This window comes from Stutzerimonas sp. CXK-1, assembly GCF_057738225.1.
Genome location: NZ_CM173217.1, coordinates 2063409 through 2082232, shown reverse-complemented (window position 1 = coordinate 2082232; position 18824 = coordinate 2063409). Strand labels below are relative to the sequence as shown.

General features: G+C 65.7%; 17 protein-coding genes. 8 read left to right on the top strand and 9 right to left on the bottom strand.

Features of this window, described 5'->3' with window-relative positions; all coding sequences use genetic code 11:
- Position 1 precedes the first annotated feature (1 nt).
- Both AC0KXH_RS09720 and AC0KXH_RS09715 read right to left on the bottom strand, forming a co-directional pair.
- A complete protein-coding gene (locus AC0KXH_RS09720; RefSeq protein WP_488223315.1) occupies positions 2-955 on the bottom strand; it encodes a YbgA family protein in 954 nt (317 codons plus the stop codon).
- Between the two features lie 108 nt (positions 956-1063).
- On the bottom strand, positions 1064-1279 hold the full coding sequence (locus AC0KXH_RS09715) for a TIGR02450 family Trp-rich protein (RefSeq protein ID WP_488223314.1): 216 nt from the start codon (positions 1277-1279) through the stop codon (positions 1064-1066).
- Positions 1280-1371: 92 nt separating this feature from the next.
- Here AC0KXH_RS09715 and AC0KXH_RS09710 point away from each other — a divergent pair, with 92 nt between their 5' ends.
- Both AC0KXH_RS09710 and hemH read left to right on the top strand, forming a co-directional pair.
- Positions 1372-2298, top strand: coding sequence for a TIGR01777 family oxidoreductase (locus AC0KXH_RS09710; protein ID WP_488223313.1), 927 nt, complete (start codon positions 1372-1374; stop codon positions 2296-2298).
- Positions 2299-2351: 53 nt separating this feature from the next.
- Positions 2352-3377 carry a ferrochelatase gene (gene hemH / locus AC0KXH_RS09705; protein ID WP_488223312.1) on the top strand — a complete coding sequence of 342 codons (1026 nt, stop codon included), beginning with the start codon at positions 2352-2354 and terminating at the stop codon, positions 3375-3377.
- 52 nt (positions 3378-3429) lie between these two features.
- Here hemH and AC0KXH_RS09700 read toward each other — a convergent pair whose 3' ends face one another.
- The 7 genes from AC0KXH_RS09700 to folE form a co-directional block, all read right to left on the bottom strand.
- Positions 3430-5298 carry a diguanylate cyclase domain-containing protein gene (locus AC0KXH_RS09700; protein WP_488223311.1) on the bottom strand — a complete coding sequence of 623 codons (1869 nt, stop codon included), beginning with the start codon at positions 5296-5298 and terminating at the stop codon, positions 3430-3432.
- A gap of 113 nt (positions 5299-5411) precedes the next feature.
- Positions 5412-5858, bottom strand: coding sequence for a PAS sensor domain-containing protein (locus tag AC0KXH_RS09695; RefSeq protein WP_041105504.1), 447 nt, complete (start codon positions 5856-5858; stop codon positions 5412-5414).
- A 107-nt stretch (positions 5859-5965) separates the two neighbouring features.
- Positions 5966-6487, bottom strand: coding sequence for a DUF3833 domain-containing protein (locus AC0KXH_RS09690; RefSeq protein ID WP_041105503.1), 522 nt, complete (start codon positions 6485-6487; stop codon positions 5966-5968).
- Positions 6484-7719, bottom strand: a complete 1236-nt coding sequence (locus AC0KXH_RS09685; RefSeq protein WP_061337219.1) for an MFS transporter — start codon at positions 7717-7719, stop codon at positions 6484-6486. The genes AC0KXH_RS09690 and AC0KXH_RS09685 overlap by 4 nt, the downstream gene beginning before the upstream one ends.
- Positions 7716-8240: a chalcone isomerase family protein gene (locus AC0KXH_RS09680; RefSeq protein ID WP_269262558.1), complete on the bottom strand. Its 525-nt coding sequence runs from the start codon at positions 8238-8240 to the stop codon at positions 7716-7718. Before AC0KXH_RS09680 ends, AC0KXH_RS09685 begins: the two co-directional genes overlap by 4 nt.
- Before the next feature lie 7 nt (positions 8241-8247).
- Complete coding sequence (gene folX, locus AC0KXH_RS09675; RefSeq protein ID WP_041105500.1) at positions 8248-8619, bottom strand: dihydroneopterin triphosphate 2'-epimerase; 372 nt, start codon at positions 8617-8619, stop codon at positions 8248-8250.
- Positions 8616-9176, bottom strand: a complete 561-nt coding sequence (gene folE, locus AC0KXH_RS09670; RefSeq protein WP_041105499.1) for a GTP cyclohydrolase I FolE — start codon at positions 9174-9176, stop codon at positions 8616-8618. The genes folX and folE overlap by 4 nt, the downstream gene beginning before the upstream one ends.
- Before the next feature lie 192 nt (positions 9177-9368).
- Here folE and AC0KXH_RS09665 point away from each other — a divergent pair, with 192 nt between their 5' ends.
- The 6 genes from AC0KXH_RS09665 (at position 9369) to nahK (ending at position 18788) form a co-directional block, all read left to right on the top strand.
- Positions 9369-9668 carry a DUF6482 family protein gene (locus tag AC0KXH_RS09665; RefSeq protein ID WP_213150557.1) on the top strand — a complete coding sequence of 100 codons (300 nt, stop codon included), beginning with the start codon at positions 9369-9371 and terminating at the stop codon, positions 9666-9668.
- Positions 9669-9762: 94 nt separating this feature from the next.
- On the top strand, positions 9763-10716 hold the full coding sequence (locus tag AC0KXH_RS09660; protein ID WP_043220209.1) for a MerR family transcriptional regulator: 954 nt from the start codon (positions 9763-9765) through the stop codon (positions 10714-10716).
- Between the two features lie 79 nt (positions 10717-10795).
- Positions 10796-13291, top strand: a complete 2496-nt coding sequence (gene pqqF, locus AC0KXH_RS09655; protein ID WP_488223310.1) for a pyrroloquinoline quinone biosynthesis protein PqqF — start codon at positions 10796-10798, stop codon at positions 13289-13291.
- 283 nt (positions 13292-13574) lie between these two features.
- Complete coding sequence (locus AC0KXH_RS09650) at positions 13575-14762, top strand: porin (protein WP_041105496.1); 1188 nt, start codon at positions 13575-13577, stop codon at positions 14760-14762.
- A 287-nt stretch (positions 14763-15049) separates the two neighbouring features.
- Positions 15050-16213: a nitric oxide-sensing protein NosP gene (gene nosP / locus AC0KXH_RS09645; protein WP_041105495.1), complete on the top strand. Its 1164-nt coding sequence runs from the start codon at positions 15050-15052 to the stop codon at positions 16211-16213.
- Entirely contained in the window at positions 16203-18788 is a 2586-nt protein-coding gene (gene nahK / locus AC0KXH_RS09640) for a hybrid sensor histidine kinase/response regulator NahK/ErcS' (protein WP_376748523.1), read from the top strand. The genes nosP and nahK overlap by 11 nt, the downstream gene beginning before the upstream one ends.
- Positions 18789-18824 lie beyond the last annotated feature (36 nt).

Sequence of the window (18824 nt, the reverse complement as noted above, 5' to 3'; positions counted from 1 at the left end):
GTCAGATTCCGTTACGCAGGCTGAGGGTTTCCGGATGTGGCTGCAGATAGGCCTGCCGGGCGATGTAGCGGTGCGGGTGGCGGCGGAAGTGGTGCTTGAGCAGGGTCAACGGCACCACCAGCGGGACGATCCCGTCGCGGTACTGGTCGATCAGCCGGCGCATTTCCCGCCGGTCCTCGGCGTTGAGGACGTGCTTGAGGTAGCCGCTCAGGTGCTGCAGCACGTTGCTGTGCGTACCGCGCGTGGCGGTCTTCTTCAGCGCCTGCATCAGGCGGCTGAAGTAGTCCGCGGCGAAGGCCTCGATCGGCTGCCGACCGGCTTCGGAAACCAGCCGCCCCAACACCTTGTATTGCAGCGGGTTGTTGGCCATCAGCTGGTACTTGTAGCGGGCGTGAAAGTCGACGATGGCACGGGCACTGATGCCTTCGGCCAGCAGCGCCTGCCATTCGGCATAGGCGCAGACGCGGGTGAGGAAGTTTTCGCGCAGAACCGGGTCGTTCAGGCGGCCATCTTCTTCCACTGGCAGATCGGGGCGTGCCTGCATGAGGTGCGAGGCAAAGATGCCGCTACCGCCGCCGGGCAGGCTGTAGCCATTGGCACCATAGACCTTGACGCGCTCCATGCCGCAGGAGGGCGACTTCTGCATGAGGATGAAGCCACTGATGTCGGTGAGCTCCGACGCGACCTGCCGCGCGTAGCGGGCCAGGGCGTCGGTCACGTCCAGTTCGGGACGACGGCTGCCGACCGCGCGCGGTGCCTGCGGGTCGCCGACCAGGCGGATCGCTTCGCGCGGTACACCCAGTCCGATGGCCATTTCCGGGCAGACCGGGACGAGCTGGAAATGTTGTGCAAGCGTTTCGCTGCACAGCCGCGACTCTTTGTGGCCGCCGTTGAAGCGTACCGGCTGGCCGACCAGGCAGGCGCTGATACCGATCTTGATGGCGGGGTGAGACATGGCGACCTCCAACTTTACTTGTACAGCTGTTGCTTCTTGTACAACATGGGGCCATCATAAGCCTGCAGTTGTACAAGTCAACAGGGATGTACAAGATTGTGTGAGAGGTCAGTGCCAGCCGATTCTCCAGCGCTGCTCGTCGCGCAGCTCGCGCCAGTCGATCCACTCACTGCGCTGGCTGTAAACGGCCTGCAGCTCTACGCGCTGTAGTGTTCCGGCTTCATCGTGCTCGAGATCGGTCATGAGAAAGTGCTTTTCGCGCCGCACGGCCTGGCGGGCGGTCCATTTCGATAGGCGTAGCTTGGCGGGATTGAAGCGATTCACGGGGCAGTACCGGCTATACAGACCCAAATAGTTGTACAGGCCTATGCTTGCTGAGTACAGAGCGAGCAGGCACCAACAGAGGAGGCGGGACCATGCATATTCTGCTGACCGGTGGTACCGGGCTGATCGGCCGGGCGCTGTGCCGCCACTGGCTCGAACAGGGGCATCAGCTCACCGTCTGGAGTCGCAGACCGGGCCAGGTGACAGGTCTCTGCGGCCGGCAGGTTCGCGGCATCGGCAAGCTCGATGAAATCACTCACGAGCCGCTGGATGCGGTGATCAACCTCGCCGGTGCACCTATTGCCGACCGCCCATGGACCAAGGCCCGTCGACGCCTGCTCTGGGACAGTCGCATTCACCTCACCGAGCGTCTGGTGGACTGGCTGGCCGAACGCGACGAGCGCCCGGCGGTGCTCATCTCCGGCTCGGCCGTCGGCTGGTATGGCAATGGTGGCGAACACCTGCTCGACGAGGACAGCAGGCCGGTGACGGGCGACTTCGCCAGCCAGCTGTGCGGCGCCTGGGAGGAGGCGGCCTGCGAGGCCGAGCAGCTTGGCATCCGCGTCGTACGCGTGCGAACCGGGCTGGTACTGGCCGAAGACGGCGGTTTTCTCAAGCGCCTGCTGCCGCTGTTCCGCCTGGGCCTCGGCGGGCCGACCGGCAATGGTCGGCAGTGGATGCCATGGATCCACCTGCAGGACCAGATCGGCCTGATTGATTTTCTTCTCTGCCAGCCGCAGGCCAGTGGCCCGTACAATGCGTGCGCGCCGCAGCCGGTGCGCAACGCCGAGTTCGCCCGCGCGCTCGGCCGCACGCTGCACCGGCCGGCGCTGCTGCCGGTGCCGGGCTTCGCGTTGAAGCTGGCGCTGGGCGAGATGGCCGATCTCCTGCTCGGTGGGCAGCACGCGCAGCCCAGGCGATTGGAGGCGGAGGGTTATCGCTTCCGTTTCCGCGAGCTTGATTCGGCGTTGACCGATCTTCTGGCCCGCCCAGGCGGGCAGAAACTGCGGCATGTGTGAAAATGGCGCGCCGCGCGGAGGCGGCGCACTCGATTGGCAGTCAGGAAATTCGTATGACAGAGCAGGCGTTGTTGTTGGTCAACCTGGGTTCGCCCGCGTCGACGCAGGTGGCGGATGTGCGCCGTTATCTCAACCAGTTCCTCATGGACCCTTACGTGGTGGACCTGCCGTGGCCGCTACGGCGCCTGCTGGTTTCGCTGATCCTGGTCAAGCGCCCGGAGCAGTCGGCACACGCCTACGCCTCGATCTGGTGGCCGGAGGGTTCTCCGCTGGTGGTATTGAGCCGGCGCCTGCAGGAGGCGATCCGCCCGTACTGGCCACAGGGGCCGGTCGAACTGGCCATGCGCTACGGTGAGCCCTCGATCGAAAAGACGCTGGTCCGCCTGGCCGGCCAGAGCATCAGCCAGGTCACCTTCGCACCGCTTTACCCGCAGTACGCCGACAGCACCACGACAACCGCCATCGAGGAAGCGCGGCGAGTCATTCGCCAGCATGGCCTGAAGCTGCAGCTGTCGATCCTGCAACCGTTCTACGATCAGCCCGAATACCTCGATGCCCTGGTTGCCAGCGCACGCGAGTACCTGGACGGCGGCTTCGATCACCTGCTGCTGAGCTTTCACGGGCTGCCCGAGCGCCACTTGCACAAGAGCGACCCCTCCGGCAGCCATTGCCTCAAGGGCGCCGACTGCTGCCAGCGTGCCGAGGGCGAGGTGCTCGCACACTGTTATCGCGCGCAGTGCCTGCGTACCGCCGAGGCCTTCGCCGCCGGTGCGGGCCTGGCTGCCGATCGCTGGTCGGTCTCGTTCCAGTCGCGGCTCGGTCGTGCGAAGTGGATCGAGCCCTATACCGAGGCGCGCATCGACGAGCTGGCCGCGCAGGGCGTCAAGAAGCTGCTGGTGATGTGCCCGGCGTTTGTCGCCGACTGCATCGAGACGCTCGAGGAGATCGGCGATCGCGCCCGCGAACAGTTCATCGAAGCCGGCGGCCAGGAACTGGTTCTGGTGCCCTGCCTGAACACCCATGAGGCCTGGGTGCAGGCGCTCGCCACGCTGTGCCGGCGCGCGCCGCAAGCGCTCTGAACCCGCACGGGGCGCCTCGGCCTGGCGCCCCGCACATGCGGCGCGGTTCCGGCTAGCCCGAGCGGCTCGCGACCGGGTCGTCCAGGCAGGCCAGGCTCAGGGCGTTCTTGCCATTCATCTTGGCGTTGTACATGCAGTGGTCGGCGCGGCTGATGAGCTCATCCACGCCCGGTTCGTCGCCCCGGAACAGCGCGACGCCGATGCTGGCGCTGCTGCTCAGCTCGCGTTCGCCGATGCAGTAGGGCGCGGCCAGGCTTTCCAGCAGCTTTTCCCCGATGCGGCTGGCCTGGCCGATGGCTTCCTCCGGCTCCTGGCCGAGATCCTCGAGGATCACCACGAACTCGTCGCCACCCAAGCGGGCGACGGTATCGCTCTGGCGCACGGCCTTCTGCAACCGCTCGGCGACCAGGCGCAGGAACTGATCGCCGGCCTTGTGGCCACAGGCGTCGTTGATCATCTTGAAGTTGTCCAGGTCGATGAACATCACCGCACCGCAATGCCGGCTGCGTTCGCTGGCATCCAGGGCATGCTGCAGCCGGTCGAGGAATAGCCTGCGGTTCGGCAGGTTGGTGAGCGGGTCATAGAACGCCAGTTGATGGATGCGCTCCTCGGCCAGCTTGCGCTGGGTGATGTCCATGACCGTGGCGATGTAGTGCGTGACCTTGCCGTTGTCGTCGCGCACCGCGGTAATGGTTTGCCACTCGGGAAACACCTCGCCGTTGCGGCGGCGGTTCCAGATTTCGCCTTCCCAGGAGCCAGTGGTCTTGATCTGGTGCCAGAGCGCGGCATAGAAGGCTTCGTCATGGCTACCGGAGGAAAGCATCTTCGCCGGCTGGCCGATCAGTTCCTCGGCGCTATAGCCCGTGATGAATGTGAAGGCCCGATTGACGCGGATGATGTAGGCCTGCGGGTCGGTGATGAACATGCCTTGCTGCGATTCGAAGGCGATGGCGGCGATGCGCCGCTCCTGTTCGGCAAGGTCGCGTTCGGTGATGTCGCGGCTGCACCAGACCACCGCACGCCGTTCGTCCTCGGTGGTTTCCAGACGCTGTGCGCGGCCCTCGAAGGTGCGCAGGCCGTCGAGCGTCTGCAGCGAGTAACGGATGCGCTGCGGGGTGTTGCGCTCGAGGGTCAGGCGAATGAAGGCAAGAAAGCGATCGGCATCCTCGGGATCGAAGACTTCGTGCAGCAGGCGCCCGACGAGCCGGTGGGGCTCCTGATAGAGCAACAGGCTGTCGGCCGTCAGGACTTCCAGATAGCGCCCGTCCTCGTCGAGCACCATCAGCAGGTCGGGCATCGCCCGCGTGATCGCCCTCAGCCGCGCTTCGCTGCGTTGCAGCGCCTGCTCGGTGCGGGCGCGCTCGGCAAGGTCGTTGAGCAGCAGCCCGAGCACCGCGGTAGCCAGCGGCAGGGTCAGCAGAATGGGTAGCGCAACGGTCTTCACCGCGATCAGGCCGAGCCCCGAGGGCAGCAACGCCTGCACGGCAACCACCGGCAGATGAATGATGAACCCGGCTGCCAGCAAGGGCAGAAAACGCAGCGGCAGATGTCCGCGTTCGTGAGCCAGACGCAGCACCAGGCCCAGGAGTATCGGGATGAAGATGCTCAGTAGACCGACATAGGTACCCACACCACCGAGCCAGACCCGGTAGCTGGCCGCCAGCACGCCGGCGATCGCAGCCGTCAGCGGCCCGCCGAACAGCGCAGCGATGCCGAGCACGACGCTGCGTGCATCGAAGATCAGGCCCGATTGCAGGGTGAAGGGCACAAGCATGCCGATGATGCACGCGGCCCCGAAGCACAGCCCCATGACCAGCTGAAGCAACCGAGGCTGGCGATGCGCCAAGTGTCGCAGGCTGAAGGTGAATAACCAGCAAATGGCCAGCAGGAGCAGGGCATTGACTACCAGCGATTGCAGCATCGCTCATGCCTCGATTGTCGTACGCGATAGTAGCCTATTAATAGCAGCATACCGGCGGCGGTATAGCCAGCGGAAAATAGGCCCTGTCGCGCTGAAACGGGGGTACCGAGGCGTCAGTTCCTCAGCGCTTGCAGCTCGGCGCGCAGCCGGGCGTTTTCGGCCTCCAGCTCGCGCACGCGCTGCAGCGCCTCGACTTCGGCACTGACGTTTTTCTGGATACCGATGAAGTAGGTGAGCTGGTCGGCCTCGTTGAACACCGGGGTGATCGAGAGCTCGTTCCAGAACGGGGTGCCATCGCGCCGGTAGTTGCGGATCACCTCCCGGCACGGGCGGTGGTTGCGTACCGCTTCGCGGATGGCGTTGAGCCCCGGCTGATTGCGGTCGTCCCCCTGCAGGAAGCGGCAGTCCTGGTAAAGGATCTCGTCCACCGTGTACCCGGTCAGGCGCTCGAAGGCCGGGTTGGCATAGATCAGGATGTTGTCTTCGCCTTCCTGCTCGGCAACCACGATGCCGTCGTTGGAGGCTTCCACTACCAGTTGCAGCAGCTTGGCGTTGATCATGTCAGGCAAGTCCGGTTGGCATTCTTGTCGCGGCATTCTAGTCGATTGTCGCCGGGCTGTAGCGGTCCAGCCCGGCGTGCCGGACACCGATTTGTAACGGAGCGCGCTCACTCGGCCTTGCGGAAGAACAGTGTGACCTGGCCAAGCTCGACGCCGAACTTGGTCATGAACGATCGGTTGGCCATGGTTTTGGCATCGATCAGGTACATCCAGTCGTCGAAGTTCACCCGGTACACCGAGCCATCGACCGGCAGTTCGAGCACGTAACGCCAGCGCAGTGCGTTACCGGCGACTTCGCCAACGGCTTCGCCGACCACGTCCCCCGCAGTGCCGCGCCAGCGATTCGGGCCGTCGGGGCGCAGCGTCCAGACGCGCCGCTGGGTAGTGCCGTCGCTGTAGCTGAAGTGCTCGTCGAGAATCAGCCGGTCACCCTCGAGCGAGCCGTCGATGCGCACATGGAAGCGCTTGACCACTTCGCCGGAGCGCTTCTGGAACATGCCCCAGGCATCGACGCGCCCGGCGAAATACTCGCGCAGGTCCAGGCGCGGTTCCTCGTTGCGGTAATCGCCGACCTCGACATTGGTGCAGCTGGCCAACAAGGCGCAGAGCAGAATCATCAGTTTCTTCATGCGAAGCTTCCTCCACGAGCGAGGCGCGAAAGCGCCGTGGCCGCCAGCAACTTCAATGCACAGGGCACGCCGGCGTAGACAAAGGCGAGCCGCCAGTCGGCGGGCTCGCCCGGGGTGTAGCCCAGCAGGGCCAGTAGCGGCAGGCCGAGCCCGGCGAAGGCGAGCGCGAGCTTGGCGAGCAGGCTCCAGATGCCGAAGTAGGCGGCCGTCGCGCCGCGTTCCTCGGGCGGGATGAGGTCGGCAAGCAGCGCGGGCGGCAATGCCAGATCCGCCCCGAGGGCGAGGCCGCTGAGCAGGCAGATCAGCGCATAGGCGATTGCCGCACCCGGCTCGAGAAAGATCGCCCAGATGAACGCGGCGCAGGCGGTGAACATGCCCAGTCGCCAGCAGCGGACCTTGCCGAAATGGTTGGCCAGCGCCGTCCAGAGTGGCAGGCCGAGCGCCCCGGAGACGAAGTAGAGCGCCAGAAACCAGCCGGCCTGGGCCTGCAGCTGGAGGAAGTCGGCAATGAAGAACAGCGCCAGCGTCGCAGGTATCGCGACGGCCACCGCGTTGGTCAGGAAAACCGCCGCCAGCTGGCGGAACGGCCGGTTGCGCAAGGGCTGGCGCCAGTCGTCCTGTTCCCGCCGCGGCTCCCGGTGTGCGACGGGCGCGCCGCGCAGCGTCAACGCCGTCGCGGGCAATAGGAGTGCGGCAAAGGCCACTGCGAAGACCAGCAGGGCCGTCGGCATGCCCAGCCGCTGCGCGAGCAGCGTGGGCAGCAGGCTGGCGAACACCACGCCGACCAGCCCGGCGCCCTCGCGCCAGGCGGCCACGCGGGTACGGCTCACGGGGTGATCGGTAATCCTCGCGCCCCACGCCAGATAGGTGATGTTCACCAGGCTGTGCAGGCTGTAGGTCAGCACCAGCATCGCTGCGAGCCAGAGCGCGAGGTCTGTATCTCTCCAGGTCGGCGGCGCGAGCAGCCCGAGCATCGCCAACGCCAGCAGCGGTGCGGCGAGTGCGAGGATGCGCGGCCAGCCACGCTCGCTGCTGCGGTCGATCAGCCGACCCAGCCAGGGGTCCTGAAACGTATCGACCAACCGGGCCAGGAACAGCACCAGGCCGGTGATGCCCAGGCCCAGGCCGAGCTCGGCTGCATAGAAGTTGGGCACCAATACGTAGATCGGCAGCATCGCCATGGCCAGGGGCAAGCCGAGGCTGGCGTAGCAGGCCAGCGGCATGCGTTTCATTGAAGGCCCAACAATTGTTGGCGCAGCTCCGGGTCGCGTGTGCGCGGGTCGAGCCAGATGGCGAAGAAGGCTTCGGCGAACTCGGGGTCGCGGATCTCGTGCTGCAGCTGGTCGCCAACGTAGAAGCGGCAACCCACGCCAGGCAGAAAGACACCGGTGATGCGCTGGCCCGGCAGCACATCGACGAATGCCTGGCGCATCTCACGCGCCCAGCGTGCCAGGCGATCCTGTGCGAGGTCGGTGCCCGCCAGGCGGGTGATTTCCTCGAGACTGGTCTGCACCAGTGAGTCGCGGCTGATGCGCCGATGGTAGGTCAGCTCGAGGGCGAAGGGCGCCGGCGCCTGACCTAGCGGTGCGGCGCTCCACAGTCTGGCGCTATAGATGCGTAGTCCGAAGAAGCGCAGTTCGCCTTGCCCCTGCAGGCGAGCCTGCGGCAGATCCTGGCGCCAGCTGGCCTGCACCGTGCCGCTGAGCAGGCAGAGCAGGCAGAGCAGGGCGGCGAACAGGATCAGGGCGCGCATGGCGGGCTCAGCGCTGTGCGGCGAGCGTCACCGACACCGAGTCGGCAAAACGCAAGGCGTGCGGTTTGTCGACCTCGACCTCGGCATAGCGAACCGCCGGGTGGTCCATCACCAGGTCGAGCAGCTCCTGGGTCAGGCGCTCGAGCAAGGCGAAGCGATTGTCCTCCACATGCCGAATGACCGCCTTGGTGATGGTCCGGTAGTTCAACGCCTGGTCGATGTCGTTCTCGCGCACCGCGGTCGCGGCCGGGTAGTGCAGCGTCAGGTTGACGATGACGTCCTGGCGGTTGCGAATCTCGTCCTCGTTGATGCCGATATACGTCCGCAGCCGCAGGTCCTTCACGCGGATCCGCGCGAGGCCGTTTTCCAGACGGCTCATGCCCGGTCCCGCCCGATCAGCTGCATGAACTCCATGCGGGTGTTGCAGGAGCTGCGGAAGGCGCCCAGCATCACCGAAGTGTTCATCACCGAGTTCTGCTTCTCGACCCCGCGCATCATCATGCACATGTGTCGCGCCTCGATGACCACCGCCACGCCGGCCGCACTGGTGACTTCCTGAATCGCCTCGGCGATCTGCCGCGTGAGATTTTCCTGGATCTGCAGGCGGCGCGCGTACATGTCGACGATGCGCGCGACCTTTGATAGGCCCAGCACCCGCCCGGTCGGAATGTAGGCGACGTGCGCGCGGCCGATGAAGGGCAGCAGGTGATGTTCGCAGAGCGAATAGAGCTCGATGTCCTTGACGATCACCATCTCGTCGTTGTCGGAGGCGAACAGCGCTCCGTTGACGACTTCCTCCAGGCTTTTCGTATAGCCGTTGCACAGGTAGCGCATGGCTTTCGCGGCACGCAGCGGCGTGTCGCGCAGGCCCTCACGCTCGGGGTCTTCGCCCAGCCCTTGGAGGATGTCGCGGTATTGAGAAGAGAGCGTGTCCATGATGCGGTCCAGGTGTGGTCGGTACGCTTGAAAACCTATACGACAAAATATGAATGTACAAGTTATTTGAGTATCTCTCGGTTTGTTGTACAGTTTTCCCGGCGCGCAGAGCTCCCGAGACGGCACCGCTAGGGCTCTAGGCGTGTACAAATCCATGATTTCTGTACAGGTATCGAAGTGGCTATTTCGACGATGACACGCAATGATCTGCGCCGCGCGATGCGTCAGGGGCGGGTACTAGAGGTCGAGCTGCGGAGCCTGCAATGCTGCGGCTACAACGCCTGGGTCATCGAGCATCGCGGGACTCGTTCGGCATTCGCCGACGACCGAGGCCAGACGCTCTGGCGCGATCAGGCAAGCCTGAAGCGGGCGCTGCGTGGCTGTGGCGTGCAGGAGGTCTATTGGCGGCAACCGGTCAGCCATGACGAGATCATCGGCCGGCCCACACCGCTCGGCGCCGACGAGGGGCTGCGCGTGCCCTTGAACGACTGAGCGGGCGGGCCATGCCGGCGGTGGATGCGCGTAGTTCCGACTTGCCGGAATGGCTGCGCTACAATGCCGGCACTTTTCAGCGCACGAGCCGCCCATGACCGAGACCACCGGCGGGACCACCGCAGCAGCCAACCCTTCGGCACCAGCCGAGCTGTTCCCCATCCGTGAGGTGGCCCGGCTGACCGGCGTCAACCCCGTCACCCTGCGGGCCTGGGAGCGGCGCTACGGGCTGATCCAGCCGACCCGCACCGAAAGCGGGCACCGCCTCTATTCCATGGCGGATGTCGAAGCGGTGCGCAGCATCCTGGCGTGGACCGAGCGCGGTGTGGCGGTGAGCAAGGTCGGCAGCCTGCTCGCGCGCAGCAATGCGGGGCCGGCTTCCGAAGCCCCCACACCTGCCGAGGTCTGCAGCGGCGACTGGGCCGAATGGCAGCTGCAGCTGCGCAACGCCGTCGCCGAGTTCGACGAGGCTCGCCTCGACCAGCTCTACGGCCAGATCTTTTCGACCTACCCGTTGGCCATCGTCTATCAGGACGTACTTCTGCCGGTATGGCAGGAGTTGATGCTGCGTCAGGACGAGTTCGGCCGTACCAGCGAATGGCTGTTCCTGGATGCCTTTCTTCGCGCTCGCGTCCTGCAGCGCTTGCAACTGGGGCGGCTTCCGGGGCGCGAGCGGGTGCTGGTGGCCGCGGTGGCAGGCCAGTGTCGCGAGCTGGAACTGCTGATTGCCGGGCTCTTGCTCGGTAACGACAGCCTGGCCGTCAGCGTGTTGCCATTCGGCCAGCCGATGGACGAGCTGGCGCTGGTCTGCGACAAGGTACAGCCGCAGGCGCTGGTGCTGTTCTCCAACTTGCCGCCTGGCGAGCCGCAGGTACGGCAGTTCGGCAAGGTCGCGCTCGCGGTCAATTGCCCGGTGGCGCTGGCCGGCGAAGCAGCCGAGCACGGCCGCGATGCGCTGCGCGGGACCTCGATCGCCTGTCTTGGCAGCACCGCGTCGCTGATGCAGCGGCGGCTGATGCAATTCCTGGCGGGCCAGCTCGACACCTGAGCTGGCCTCGTTCCGAAGCAGGGTTGCCCCGCGCCGGCTGCCGGGCGATGCTCGCCGACCGACCACTCGAGCCTGTTGCATGAACGCTTTCGATCCCAGCGCCGCCCCCGAATCATTCGTCACCGCCAGCGGGCTCAAGGTCGGCCTGCTCGCGCTGCCGCCCGGCAGTCAGGCGGCGGCCCTGGTACGGGTGGCCGGTGGTGCGCACGATGCGCCGACGCGTTATCCGGGCCTGGCACATTTTCTCGAGCACCTGCTGTTTCTCGGCAGCGAGGCCTATGCCGTCGACGACAGTCTGATGGCCTTTGTCCAGGGCTGCGGCGGCCAGCTCAACGCTTCGACGCGCGACCGCCACACCGACTTCTTTTTCCAGGTTCGCCAGGATGATTTCGAGCAGGCACTCAGACGCCTGCTCGACATGCTGGCGCGGCCACTGCTCGATCGCGCGGCACAAGCACGGGAACGGGAGGTCCTACAGGCCGAGTTCCTGGCCCGCGGGCGCGACACCGAGACACTCTGCGATGCAGCGCTCGGTACGGCACTCGCCGATCCGCATCCGTTTGGCGGCTTCCATGCCGGCAACCGCGAAACCCTGCCGGTGGAGTCGGCTGATTTCCAGGCAGCGCTCACCGACTACCATCGCCGGTTCTACAACAGCGGCGCGCTCGAGTTGCTGGTGGCGACCGCCTTGCCGCGCCGCGACCTCGAGCAGTTGCTGCAGGCACCGCAGTGCCACGTGCCTTCCGCCTCCGCCGAGAGCACGGCGCCACGCCTGCCGAGGCTCGCCTTTCGGTCCGACTGGAGCCGCCGCCTGCAGGTCGCGCATGAGCCCTCCAGGCTGCTGCTGGCCTACGCGCTCGACGAGGTCAGAAGCAGCCTCGATGGCGCATTGGATTACCTGGCCTGCGCGTTGACCAGCGAGGCGGACGGCAGCCTGATCGCCGCATTGCGCGCACGCCGGTGGTGCGAAGGGCTGGCCATGCGCGTGCCGTACCTGCACAGAGGCCAATCGGTGGTGGTGCTCGATCTGCGTCTGACCGAACAAGGTCACGCCCAGCGGCCGGGCGTGGTTGCCCTGGTCTCGAGCTGGTTGGCGTTCTTTGCGCGCCACGGGGCAGCCGCGGCGGCCTGGGACGAGTACCAGCGCGTGCGCCAGCGCAGCCTGGTTGGAATGGAGCCACTGCTGCGCCTGCGTTACTGGATCGAAGCGGGTTCGCGCATGCGGTCGCCGGAACAGCTGCAGCCCGCGCTCGGTGAGCTATTGGCGCGCATGGTCGGCACCGGGCCGACACTGCTGACCTGTGACGAGCGGCCGTGCCCGGCAGCCGGTGGAGAGGGCTTCGTGCTGCGCCTGGCGGACGAACCGCTGCCAGCCGCGACGACTCTGCCTGTGGTGGACTGGCAACTGCCGAAGGCCAACCCCTGGCTGCGCGACCCGGCACCGAACACCGCCCAGCCGCCGCTACCGACGGCACTGCGCTGGCTTGGACGCGATGGCAGCGATGCCTACGGACAAGGCGCGCTCTACCTTTCGTGGCAGTTCGCCACGGCGCCGTCGATCGGTCTGGCACTGGCGGTGGAGGCTGCCTTGCGCGAGTGCCGCTGGGCCGCGCGCCAGGCGGGTGTCGAAATACTGTTCGAGGACCTCGGCACGGCCTGGAGCCTGGGCCTGGTCGGCTTCGCTCCGGCGCTACCCCTGATCGCCGCCGACCTACTGCCGCGGCTCGAATCGCTGGGACCGGCATCGCTGTCGGAGGCACAGGCAAGAGCGGCGCGAGCCTGTGAGCTGAATGGTCAGGAACTGCTGGTACGTCAGCTGTGGAATCGGCTGCCGCGCCTGCTCGGAATCGCCGATCTGGCGACCCAGCCGGGCGCATGTGACCCCGGCAGCCTCGACGCCGCCTGGAACGAGGCGCGCTGGCAGGCCCTGGCGTTCGGGCTGGGCAGCGGGCAACAGGCGGCGCTGGCCACGGCGCTCGCCGCGGCGCCCGGTCGCTCGGCCGAGCGGCCAAACGCGCCTGTGCCAGTACTGCGCGCCCGCCACTGGTGGTCGTTCGGCCAGCCGGGCGAAGAAGCTGCCGTTGTGCTGTTCTGTCCGCTTCCAACCCGTGACGTGGCCACCGAGGCAGCCTGGCGGACGCTGGCGCAGACGATGGAAGCGCCGTTCTTTCGCCGCCTGCGCAGCGAGCTTCAGCTGGGGTACGCGGTACTCTGCGGCTTCCGGCAGTTCGGCACGCAGGCCGGCATGTTGTTCGTGGTGCAGTCGCCAAAAGCTTCGGCAGCGGAAATTCTCGGGCACATCGAGGCGTTCCTGGCGCAGTTTGCGGCGGAGCTGCCTGGCCTGGCTCGCACGAGATCGCCCGTTGAGGGCGGGGCGGTGTCGTCGATACTCCTGCGCCGCCGCGCCGAGCAAACCTGGCAGGCCTGTCTGGCGGGGCTGGACCCGGACCACCCGCAGCAGGTGATCGAGGCGATGGCCCGAGTCGACCGGGCCGAACTCGCCAGGCAGCTGCAGCTTCTACGTACCAGCCAGGCTCGCTGGCAGGTCGTCAGCAACGCCGCTTCGCTGTTCTGAACCCTGGCTGACGCGCCAAATCCACCTCTCGGCAGCGTCGCCGTCATCTTCGGGTGAGCGGCGGCAAGCCGCTGCCTGCGGCCTCTGCAGCGGAGTACTAGGCCCTTGGGTGTAATACCGGCCCGCGTCAGCGGAACGAACCGGCGCGGTGCTTTTCGCGCGCTCCGGGCTCCCCATCCAAAGTACTAGCCATTCGCCGCCATCGCAGCGTATGGGGACGCCCAGACCGTTTCGATAATCGCCTCCGACACGACCCCTACGTCGTCCATAAGCGGAGAGCGCCATGCACAACAACAAAAAAACCACTAGAACACTGCTGCCGCTGGCCCTGGCCAGTGCCGTCGCCATGTCGATCAGCCAGACTGCCCTGGCCGAGATCGTGCTGTACGAAAAGAACGACATGACCTTTTCGACCGACGGCTACTTCAACACCTTCTACGTCAACAGTGATGTGGACCGCGATGGCGAGCAGTTCGATCGCAAGCAGTCGCGGGTGAAGATGGGCTTCCTGCCTAACTACATCGGTTTCAATTTCAGCAAGCAGGTCGACGACATCAAGCTGGGCGGTCGTTCCTCCTTCTGGGTGACCATCAACGACAGCGAAACCAACGGCACTGCGACCGACATCGACGTTCGTCAGTTCTACGGCACCGCGTCGAACGAGCAGTGGGGTGAAGTGCTGTTCGGTAAGGACTTCGGCCTGTTCGCCCGCTCCAACATCCTGCTCGACGAAATGCTCACCGGCTACGGCCAGGTCAGCGACACCCTCGGGCTGGTCGACGGTGGCGGCGTGTCCTTCGGCAACATCGGCACCGGCTACCCGTACCCGTTCCCGACCTCGCAGATCACCTACCGCTCGCCGGTAATGGATGGCCTGCGCATCGCGGTCGGTATCATGGACCCGGTCGATACCACCGAAGACACCAGCTCGACGCTGGACAAGGCGTACCAGGAAGCGCCGCGCTTCGAAACCGAAGTCACCTACCAGTTCGATGTCGGCGGCACCCAGTTCTACACCTGGATCAACGGCATGCAGCAGAGTTCGGACAACACCGACAGCAGCATCGAAGAAGTCGACTCCAAGGGCATAGGCTACGGCGTGCAGGCCAAGATGGGCAATCTGTCCCTGACCGCCTCGGGCTTCCAGGCCGAAGGCATCAACCCGTTCTTCACCAACAACGCTGGCGAAGCGCTGCTGCGCGAAATCGACAGCGACGGCTACCTGCTGCAGGGCTCCTATCGTTTCGGCAAGAACCGCGTGGCGCTGTCCTACGGCAAGACCAAGGATGACGGCAACGGTCTGGGTTCGGCAGCCGACTACGAAACCCGTGGCATCGCGCTGTTCCACGACGTCAACGACAACCTGAAGCTGGTCGCCGAACTGAACCAGTTCGAGATCGCCGGTCGTGACGATTCGACCCTCGACGAAGACACCCGCACCTTCGCCGTCGGTGCTGCGCTGAGCTTCTGATCCGCCACGGCGGCGGGGCGCGGAGGGACAACGAGCCGTAGGCCGCTCCCTCCGTTGCCTGCAGTGGCCGGCCGCGAAGCGACGTGCCACGCCCCGACCTCCAGCCAAAGGCCGACCCGCAAGGGCCGGCCTTTCGCATTTCTGCCCGCCGCTATTAGCGGCATAGCTGACGAGGCAAAGCGTCGCGCTGCTACCTACGCAGGCCTGTACCGGTACTCAAGTAGCATTTGCGCCTTGCAAACCCTGCCCAAGAATGTGGACATTCAGAGCTGTGCGGGAGCGCGGAAGTGGCAGAACAGCAGAACGAGGTGGTCCGTACTGCCATGTCCGAGTCGCGCTCGGCCGAAACCGTGGCGCAGGATCTGGCGCGTCAGCTCATGCATCCGCACCTGGGCTTCGTGCTGTTCTTCTGTTCGGCCGAATACGACCTCGAGGCGCTGGGCGATGCGCTGGAACAGTATTTCGGCGGCGTGCGCCTGGTCGGTTGCACCTCGGCCGGTGAAATCACTGCACAGGGCTACAGCCGCAGCTGCGTCTCGGCCATCGGTTTCGACCACCGCAACTTCTCGATCGCCTGCGAGCTGATCGACGAAATGGACCGCTTTGGCCTGGTCGACGCGCAGCAACTGGTCGAGCGCCTGGGCGCCGACTGCCGGAGCAATTCGCTCGCGCCAATCAAGGACCACAGCTTCGCCCTGACCCTGCTCGACGGCCTGTCCAGCCGCGAGGAGGTCGTGCTCGCCGCACTCAGCGCCGCGTTCGGCAGCATCCCGCACTTTGGCGGCTCGGCCGGCGACGACAACCATCTGACCCGCACCCACGTCTATTACAACGGCCGCTTCCATGCCGGAGCCGCGATTGTCGTGCTGGTCAATACCTGGCTCGATTTCGAGGTTTTCACCACCCACCACATCCTGCCGCGCAGCGAAAAGCTCGTCGTGACCGAGGCTGACAGCCAGGCGCGCCGGGTATACGAACTCAACGCGGAGCCGGCCGCCAAGGAATATGCACGCCTGATCGGCGTTCCTGTGGAACAGCTGGATCACCGCCTGTTCGCCGCGCACCCACTGGCCGTGCGCATCAACGAGCATTACTACGTGCGCGCGATCCAGAAGGTCAACGACGACCTCAGCCTGACGTTCTACTGTGCGGTGGAAAACGGCATCGTGCTCACCGCCATGGAGCCCGGCCCGCTATTGCCGAACCTGACCGCACTGTTCGAGCGCCTGGAGCAGCGCCTGGGCGCGCCGCTGCTGACCATCGGCTGCGACTGCTTCCTGCGTCGCCTGGAGGTCGAGGAGCGCGGGCTTGGCGAAGCGGCCTCGGAGCTTCTGCGCCGGCAGCAGGTGATTGGCTTCAACACCTACGGCGAGCAGTACAACGGCATGCACATCAACCAGACCTTCACCGGCGTCGCCATTGGCCGCCCAGGAGGACGATGTGTCCGTTGATCCGCTGGCCCGGTTGGCCGAGCTCGAACGCGAAAACCAGAAACTGCGTCGCATCAACGCCGCCCTGATCGAGCGCGTCGAGAGCAGCGGCCCGGGGCGCGATGCGTCCTATGCAGCCTTCCAGCATTCGGTGGAGCTGGCCGAGCAGGTCCGCGAGCGCACTGATGCGCTGAACCAGGCCATGGCCGAGCTCAAGGCCAGCAACCGTCTGCTCAGCGACGCGCGCCTGCGCGCCGAGACAGCGCATCAGCATCTGATCGATGCCATCGAGAGCATTTCCGACGCCTTCGTGCTGTTCGACCGCGATCAGCGCATCGTGCTGTTCAATCGCCGCTTCAAGTCGCTGTGGAGCCGTACCCGCGCGCGCATCAATGCCGGAACGCGCCTGGCCGAAGTGCGCCGGCTGGCCGAAAGCACCGGGCTGATCGTCGAAGAACACCGCGGCAAGGGTGACGAGCCGACCGTGTACCGCCTCAACAACGGACGCTGGGTGCAGGTCAGCGAGCGGCCGACCCAGGAAGGCGGCCTGGTGGTGCTCTATACCGACATCACCGAGGTCAAGGTCAGTGAAACCATGCGCCGCGAGCAGGCGCTGGCGCAGAAGTCGCGCCTGCTGCAGCGAGCCGTCGACAGCCTGTCGCAGGGCGTGGCGATGGTCAGCGCCGAGGGTGCACTGGAGCTGTGGAACCACCGTTTCCTCGAGCTTTGCGGCCTGGCGCCGATCGAAGCGCATCGACCGTTCGACGAGGTCATGGTCGACAGCGAACTGAGCCTGCTGACGCCCAACACGCTCGACAGCGCCGGGCAGCCGGTGAGGGTGCTGGAGCAGCGTCTGTTCGATGGGCGCGTGCTGGAAATTCGTACCCACGAGCTGCCCACCGGCGGTTTCGTCAATACCTTCACCGACATCACCGAGCGCTATCGGCATGCCGAAGCCCTGCGCCAGAGCGAGCGCTGGATTCGTCTGATCACCGACCACGTACCTGCACTGATCGCCTATGTGTCTTCGGACCTGACCTACGAATTCACCAACAAGGTTTATGAGGAGTGGTATCGCTGGCCGAGCGACGGCATGCTCGGCCAGAGCCTGCGTGAGGTGCACAGTGGCGAACATTGGCGGCAGCTGGAGCCCTATATCGACCGGGCGCTGTCCGGTGAAAGCGTCAGCTTCGAGATGGCAGAGCGCAACCACAACGGCCAGCAGCGCTACATGCTGCGCTCCTACGTGCCCAATCGCCTGGCCAACGGCGAGGTGGCGGGCATCTTCGTGCTGATCCAGGACATCACCGATCGCCGGCGCACCGCCGAGGCGCTGCACCAGGCCTACCAGAACCTCGAACAGCGGGTGCGCGAGCGCACCGCCGAGCTGACCAGCCTGAATGATCAGCTGCTGCGCGAGATCGACGAGCGCAGCAGCGTCGAGGCACGCCTGCGCGAGGCCAAGCGCGAGGCCGAGCTGGCCAACCTGTCGAAAACCAAGTTTCTTGCCGCGGTCAGCCATGACCTGCTGCAGCCGCTCAACGCCGCGCGGCTGTTTACCAGCGCGTTGCTCGAACAGCCGACGCCACAGGCCAACGGCGGGCTGGTGCGCAACATCAGCAATTCGCTGGAAGACGTCGAGAACCTGCTCGGCACCCTGGTGGATATCTCCAAGCTCGACGCCGGGGTGATCAAACCGGACATCGCGCCGTTCGCCGTCAGCGAACTGCTCGAAAACCTTGCCATGGAGTTCCGCCAGATCGCCGGCGCCGAGCGCCTGGTGCTGGACTTCATTCCGTGCTCAGCGCTGGTGCGTAGCGACATCCAGCTCCTGGCGCGGATTCTGCGCAATCTGCTGACCAATGCCATCCGCTATACGCCGGAGGGCAGGGTGCTGCTGGGCTGCCGGCGGCGTCGCCAGAGCCTGTCGATCGAAGTCTGGGACACGGGTGTCGGCATCGCGAGCGACAAGCTCGAGGAGATCTTCCAGGAATTCAAGCGCGGCGAGGGCGTGCGGCCCAATCAGGACCGTGGCCTGGGACTCGGGCTGGCGATCGTCGACAAGATCGCGCGCATGCTCGGGCATCGCATCCAGGTCAGCTCGCAGCCAGGGCGTGGTTCGAAGTTCTCGATCGAAGTACCACTGGCCAAACGCGCGCCCAAGGCTCGCCCGGAGCCGGGCACCGCGGAACTCGCGCTCGAGCGCCTGCACGGCGCGCGGGTCTGGGTGCTGGACAACGACACGGCGATCTGTGCTGGCATGCGCACCCTGCTCGAAGGCTGGGGCTGCGTGGTGACCACGGCGCTCTCGGAGGAGGACCTGGCGCGCCAGGTCGATAACTTCCATGCCGAGGCCGACCTGATGATCGCCGACTACCACCTGGACAACGGGCACACCGGCATCGACGTCGTCACCACGGTGAACGACCGCCGTGCCAGCCCGTTACCGGCGTTGATGATCACCGCCAACTACAGCAACGACCTGAAACAGCAAGTGCGCGAACTCGGCTACATGCTGATGCACAAGCCGGTACGGCCGATGAAGTTGAAGACCGCGATGTGCCACCTGCTCGAGCACGGTCAGGCTCCCGCCTGATGCAACGCTCCCTGGCGGCGGCATAAAAAAACCGCT

Bases quoted from the DNA above. Each gene is read 5' to 3' on its own strand.
- AC0KXH_RS09720 (WP_488223315.1), bottom strand. From the start codon at position 955: ATGTCTCACCCCGCCATCAAGATCGGTATCAGCGCCTGCCTGGTCGGC.
- AC0KXH_RS09710 (WP_488223313.1), top strand. From the start codon at position 1,372: ATGCATATTCTGCTGACCGGTGGTACCGGGCTGATCGGCCGGGCGCTG.
- hemH (WP_488223312.1), top strand. From the start codon at position 2,352: ATGACAGAGCAGGCGTTGTTGTTGGTCAACCTGGGTTCGCCCGCGTCG.
- AC0KXH_RS09700 (WP_488223311.1), bottom strand. From the start codon at position 5,298: ATGCTGCAATCGCTGGTAGTCAATGCCCTGCTCCTGCTGGCCATTTGC.
- AC0KXH_RS09695 (WP_041105504.1), bottom strand. From the start codon at position 5,858: ATGATCAACGCCAAGCTGCTGCAACTGGTAGTGGAAGCCTCCAACGAC.
- AC0KXH_RS09690 (WP_041105503.1), bottom strand. From the start codon at position 6,487: ATGAAGAAACTGATGATTCTGCTCTGCGCCTTGTTGGCCAGCTGCACC.
- AC0KXH_RS09685 (WP_061337219.1), bottom strand. From the start codon at position 7,719: ATGAAACGCATGCCGCTGGCCTGCTACGCCAGCCTCGGCTTGCCCCTG.
- AC0KXH_RS09680 (WP_269262558.1), bottom strand. From the start codon at position 8,240: ATGCGCGCCCTGATCCTGTTCGCCGCCCTGCTCTGCCTGCTCTGCCTG.
- folX (WP_041105500.1), bottom strand. From the start codon at position 8,619: ATGAGCCGTCTGGAAAACGGCCTCGCGCGGATCCGCGTGAAGGACCTG.
- folE (WP_041105499.1), bottom strand. From the start codon at position 9,176: ATGGACACGCTCTCTTCTCAATACCGCGACATCCTCCAAGGGCTGGGC.
- AC0KXH_RS09665 (WP_213150557.1), top strand. From the start codon at position 9,369: ATGACACGCAATGATCTGCGCCGCGCGATGCGTCAGGGGCGGGTACTA.
- AC0KXH_RS09660 (WP_043220209.1), top strand. From the start codon at position 9,763: ATGACCGAGACCACCGGCGGGACCACCGCAGCAGCCAACCCTTCGGCA.
- pqqF (WP_488223310.1), top strand. From the start codon at position 10,796: ATGAACGCTTTCGATCCCAGCGCCGCCCCCGAATCATTCGTCACCGCC.
- AC0KXH_RS09650 (WP_041105496.1), top strand. From the start codon at position 13,575: ATGCACAACAACAAAAAAACCACTAGAACACTGCTGCCGCTGGCCCTG.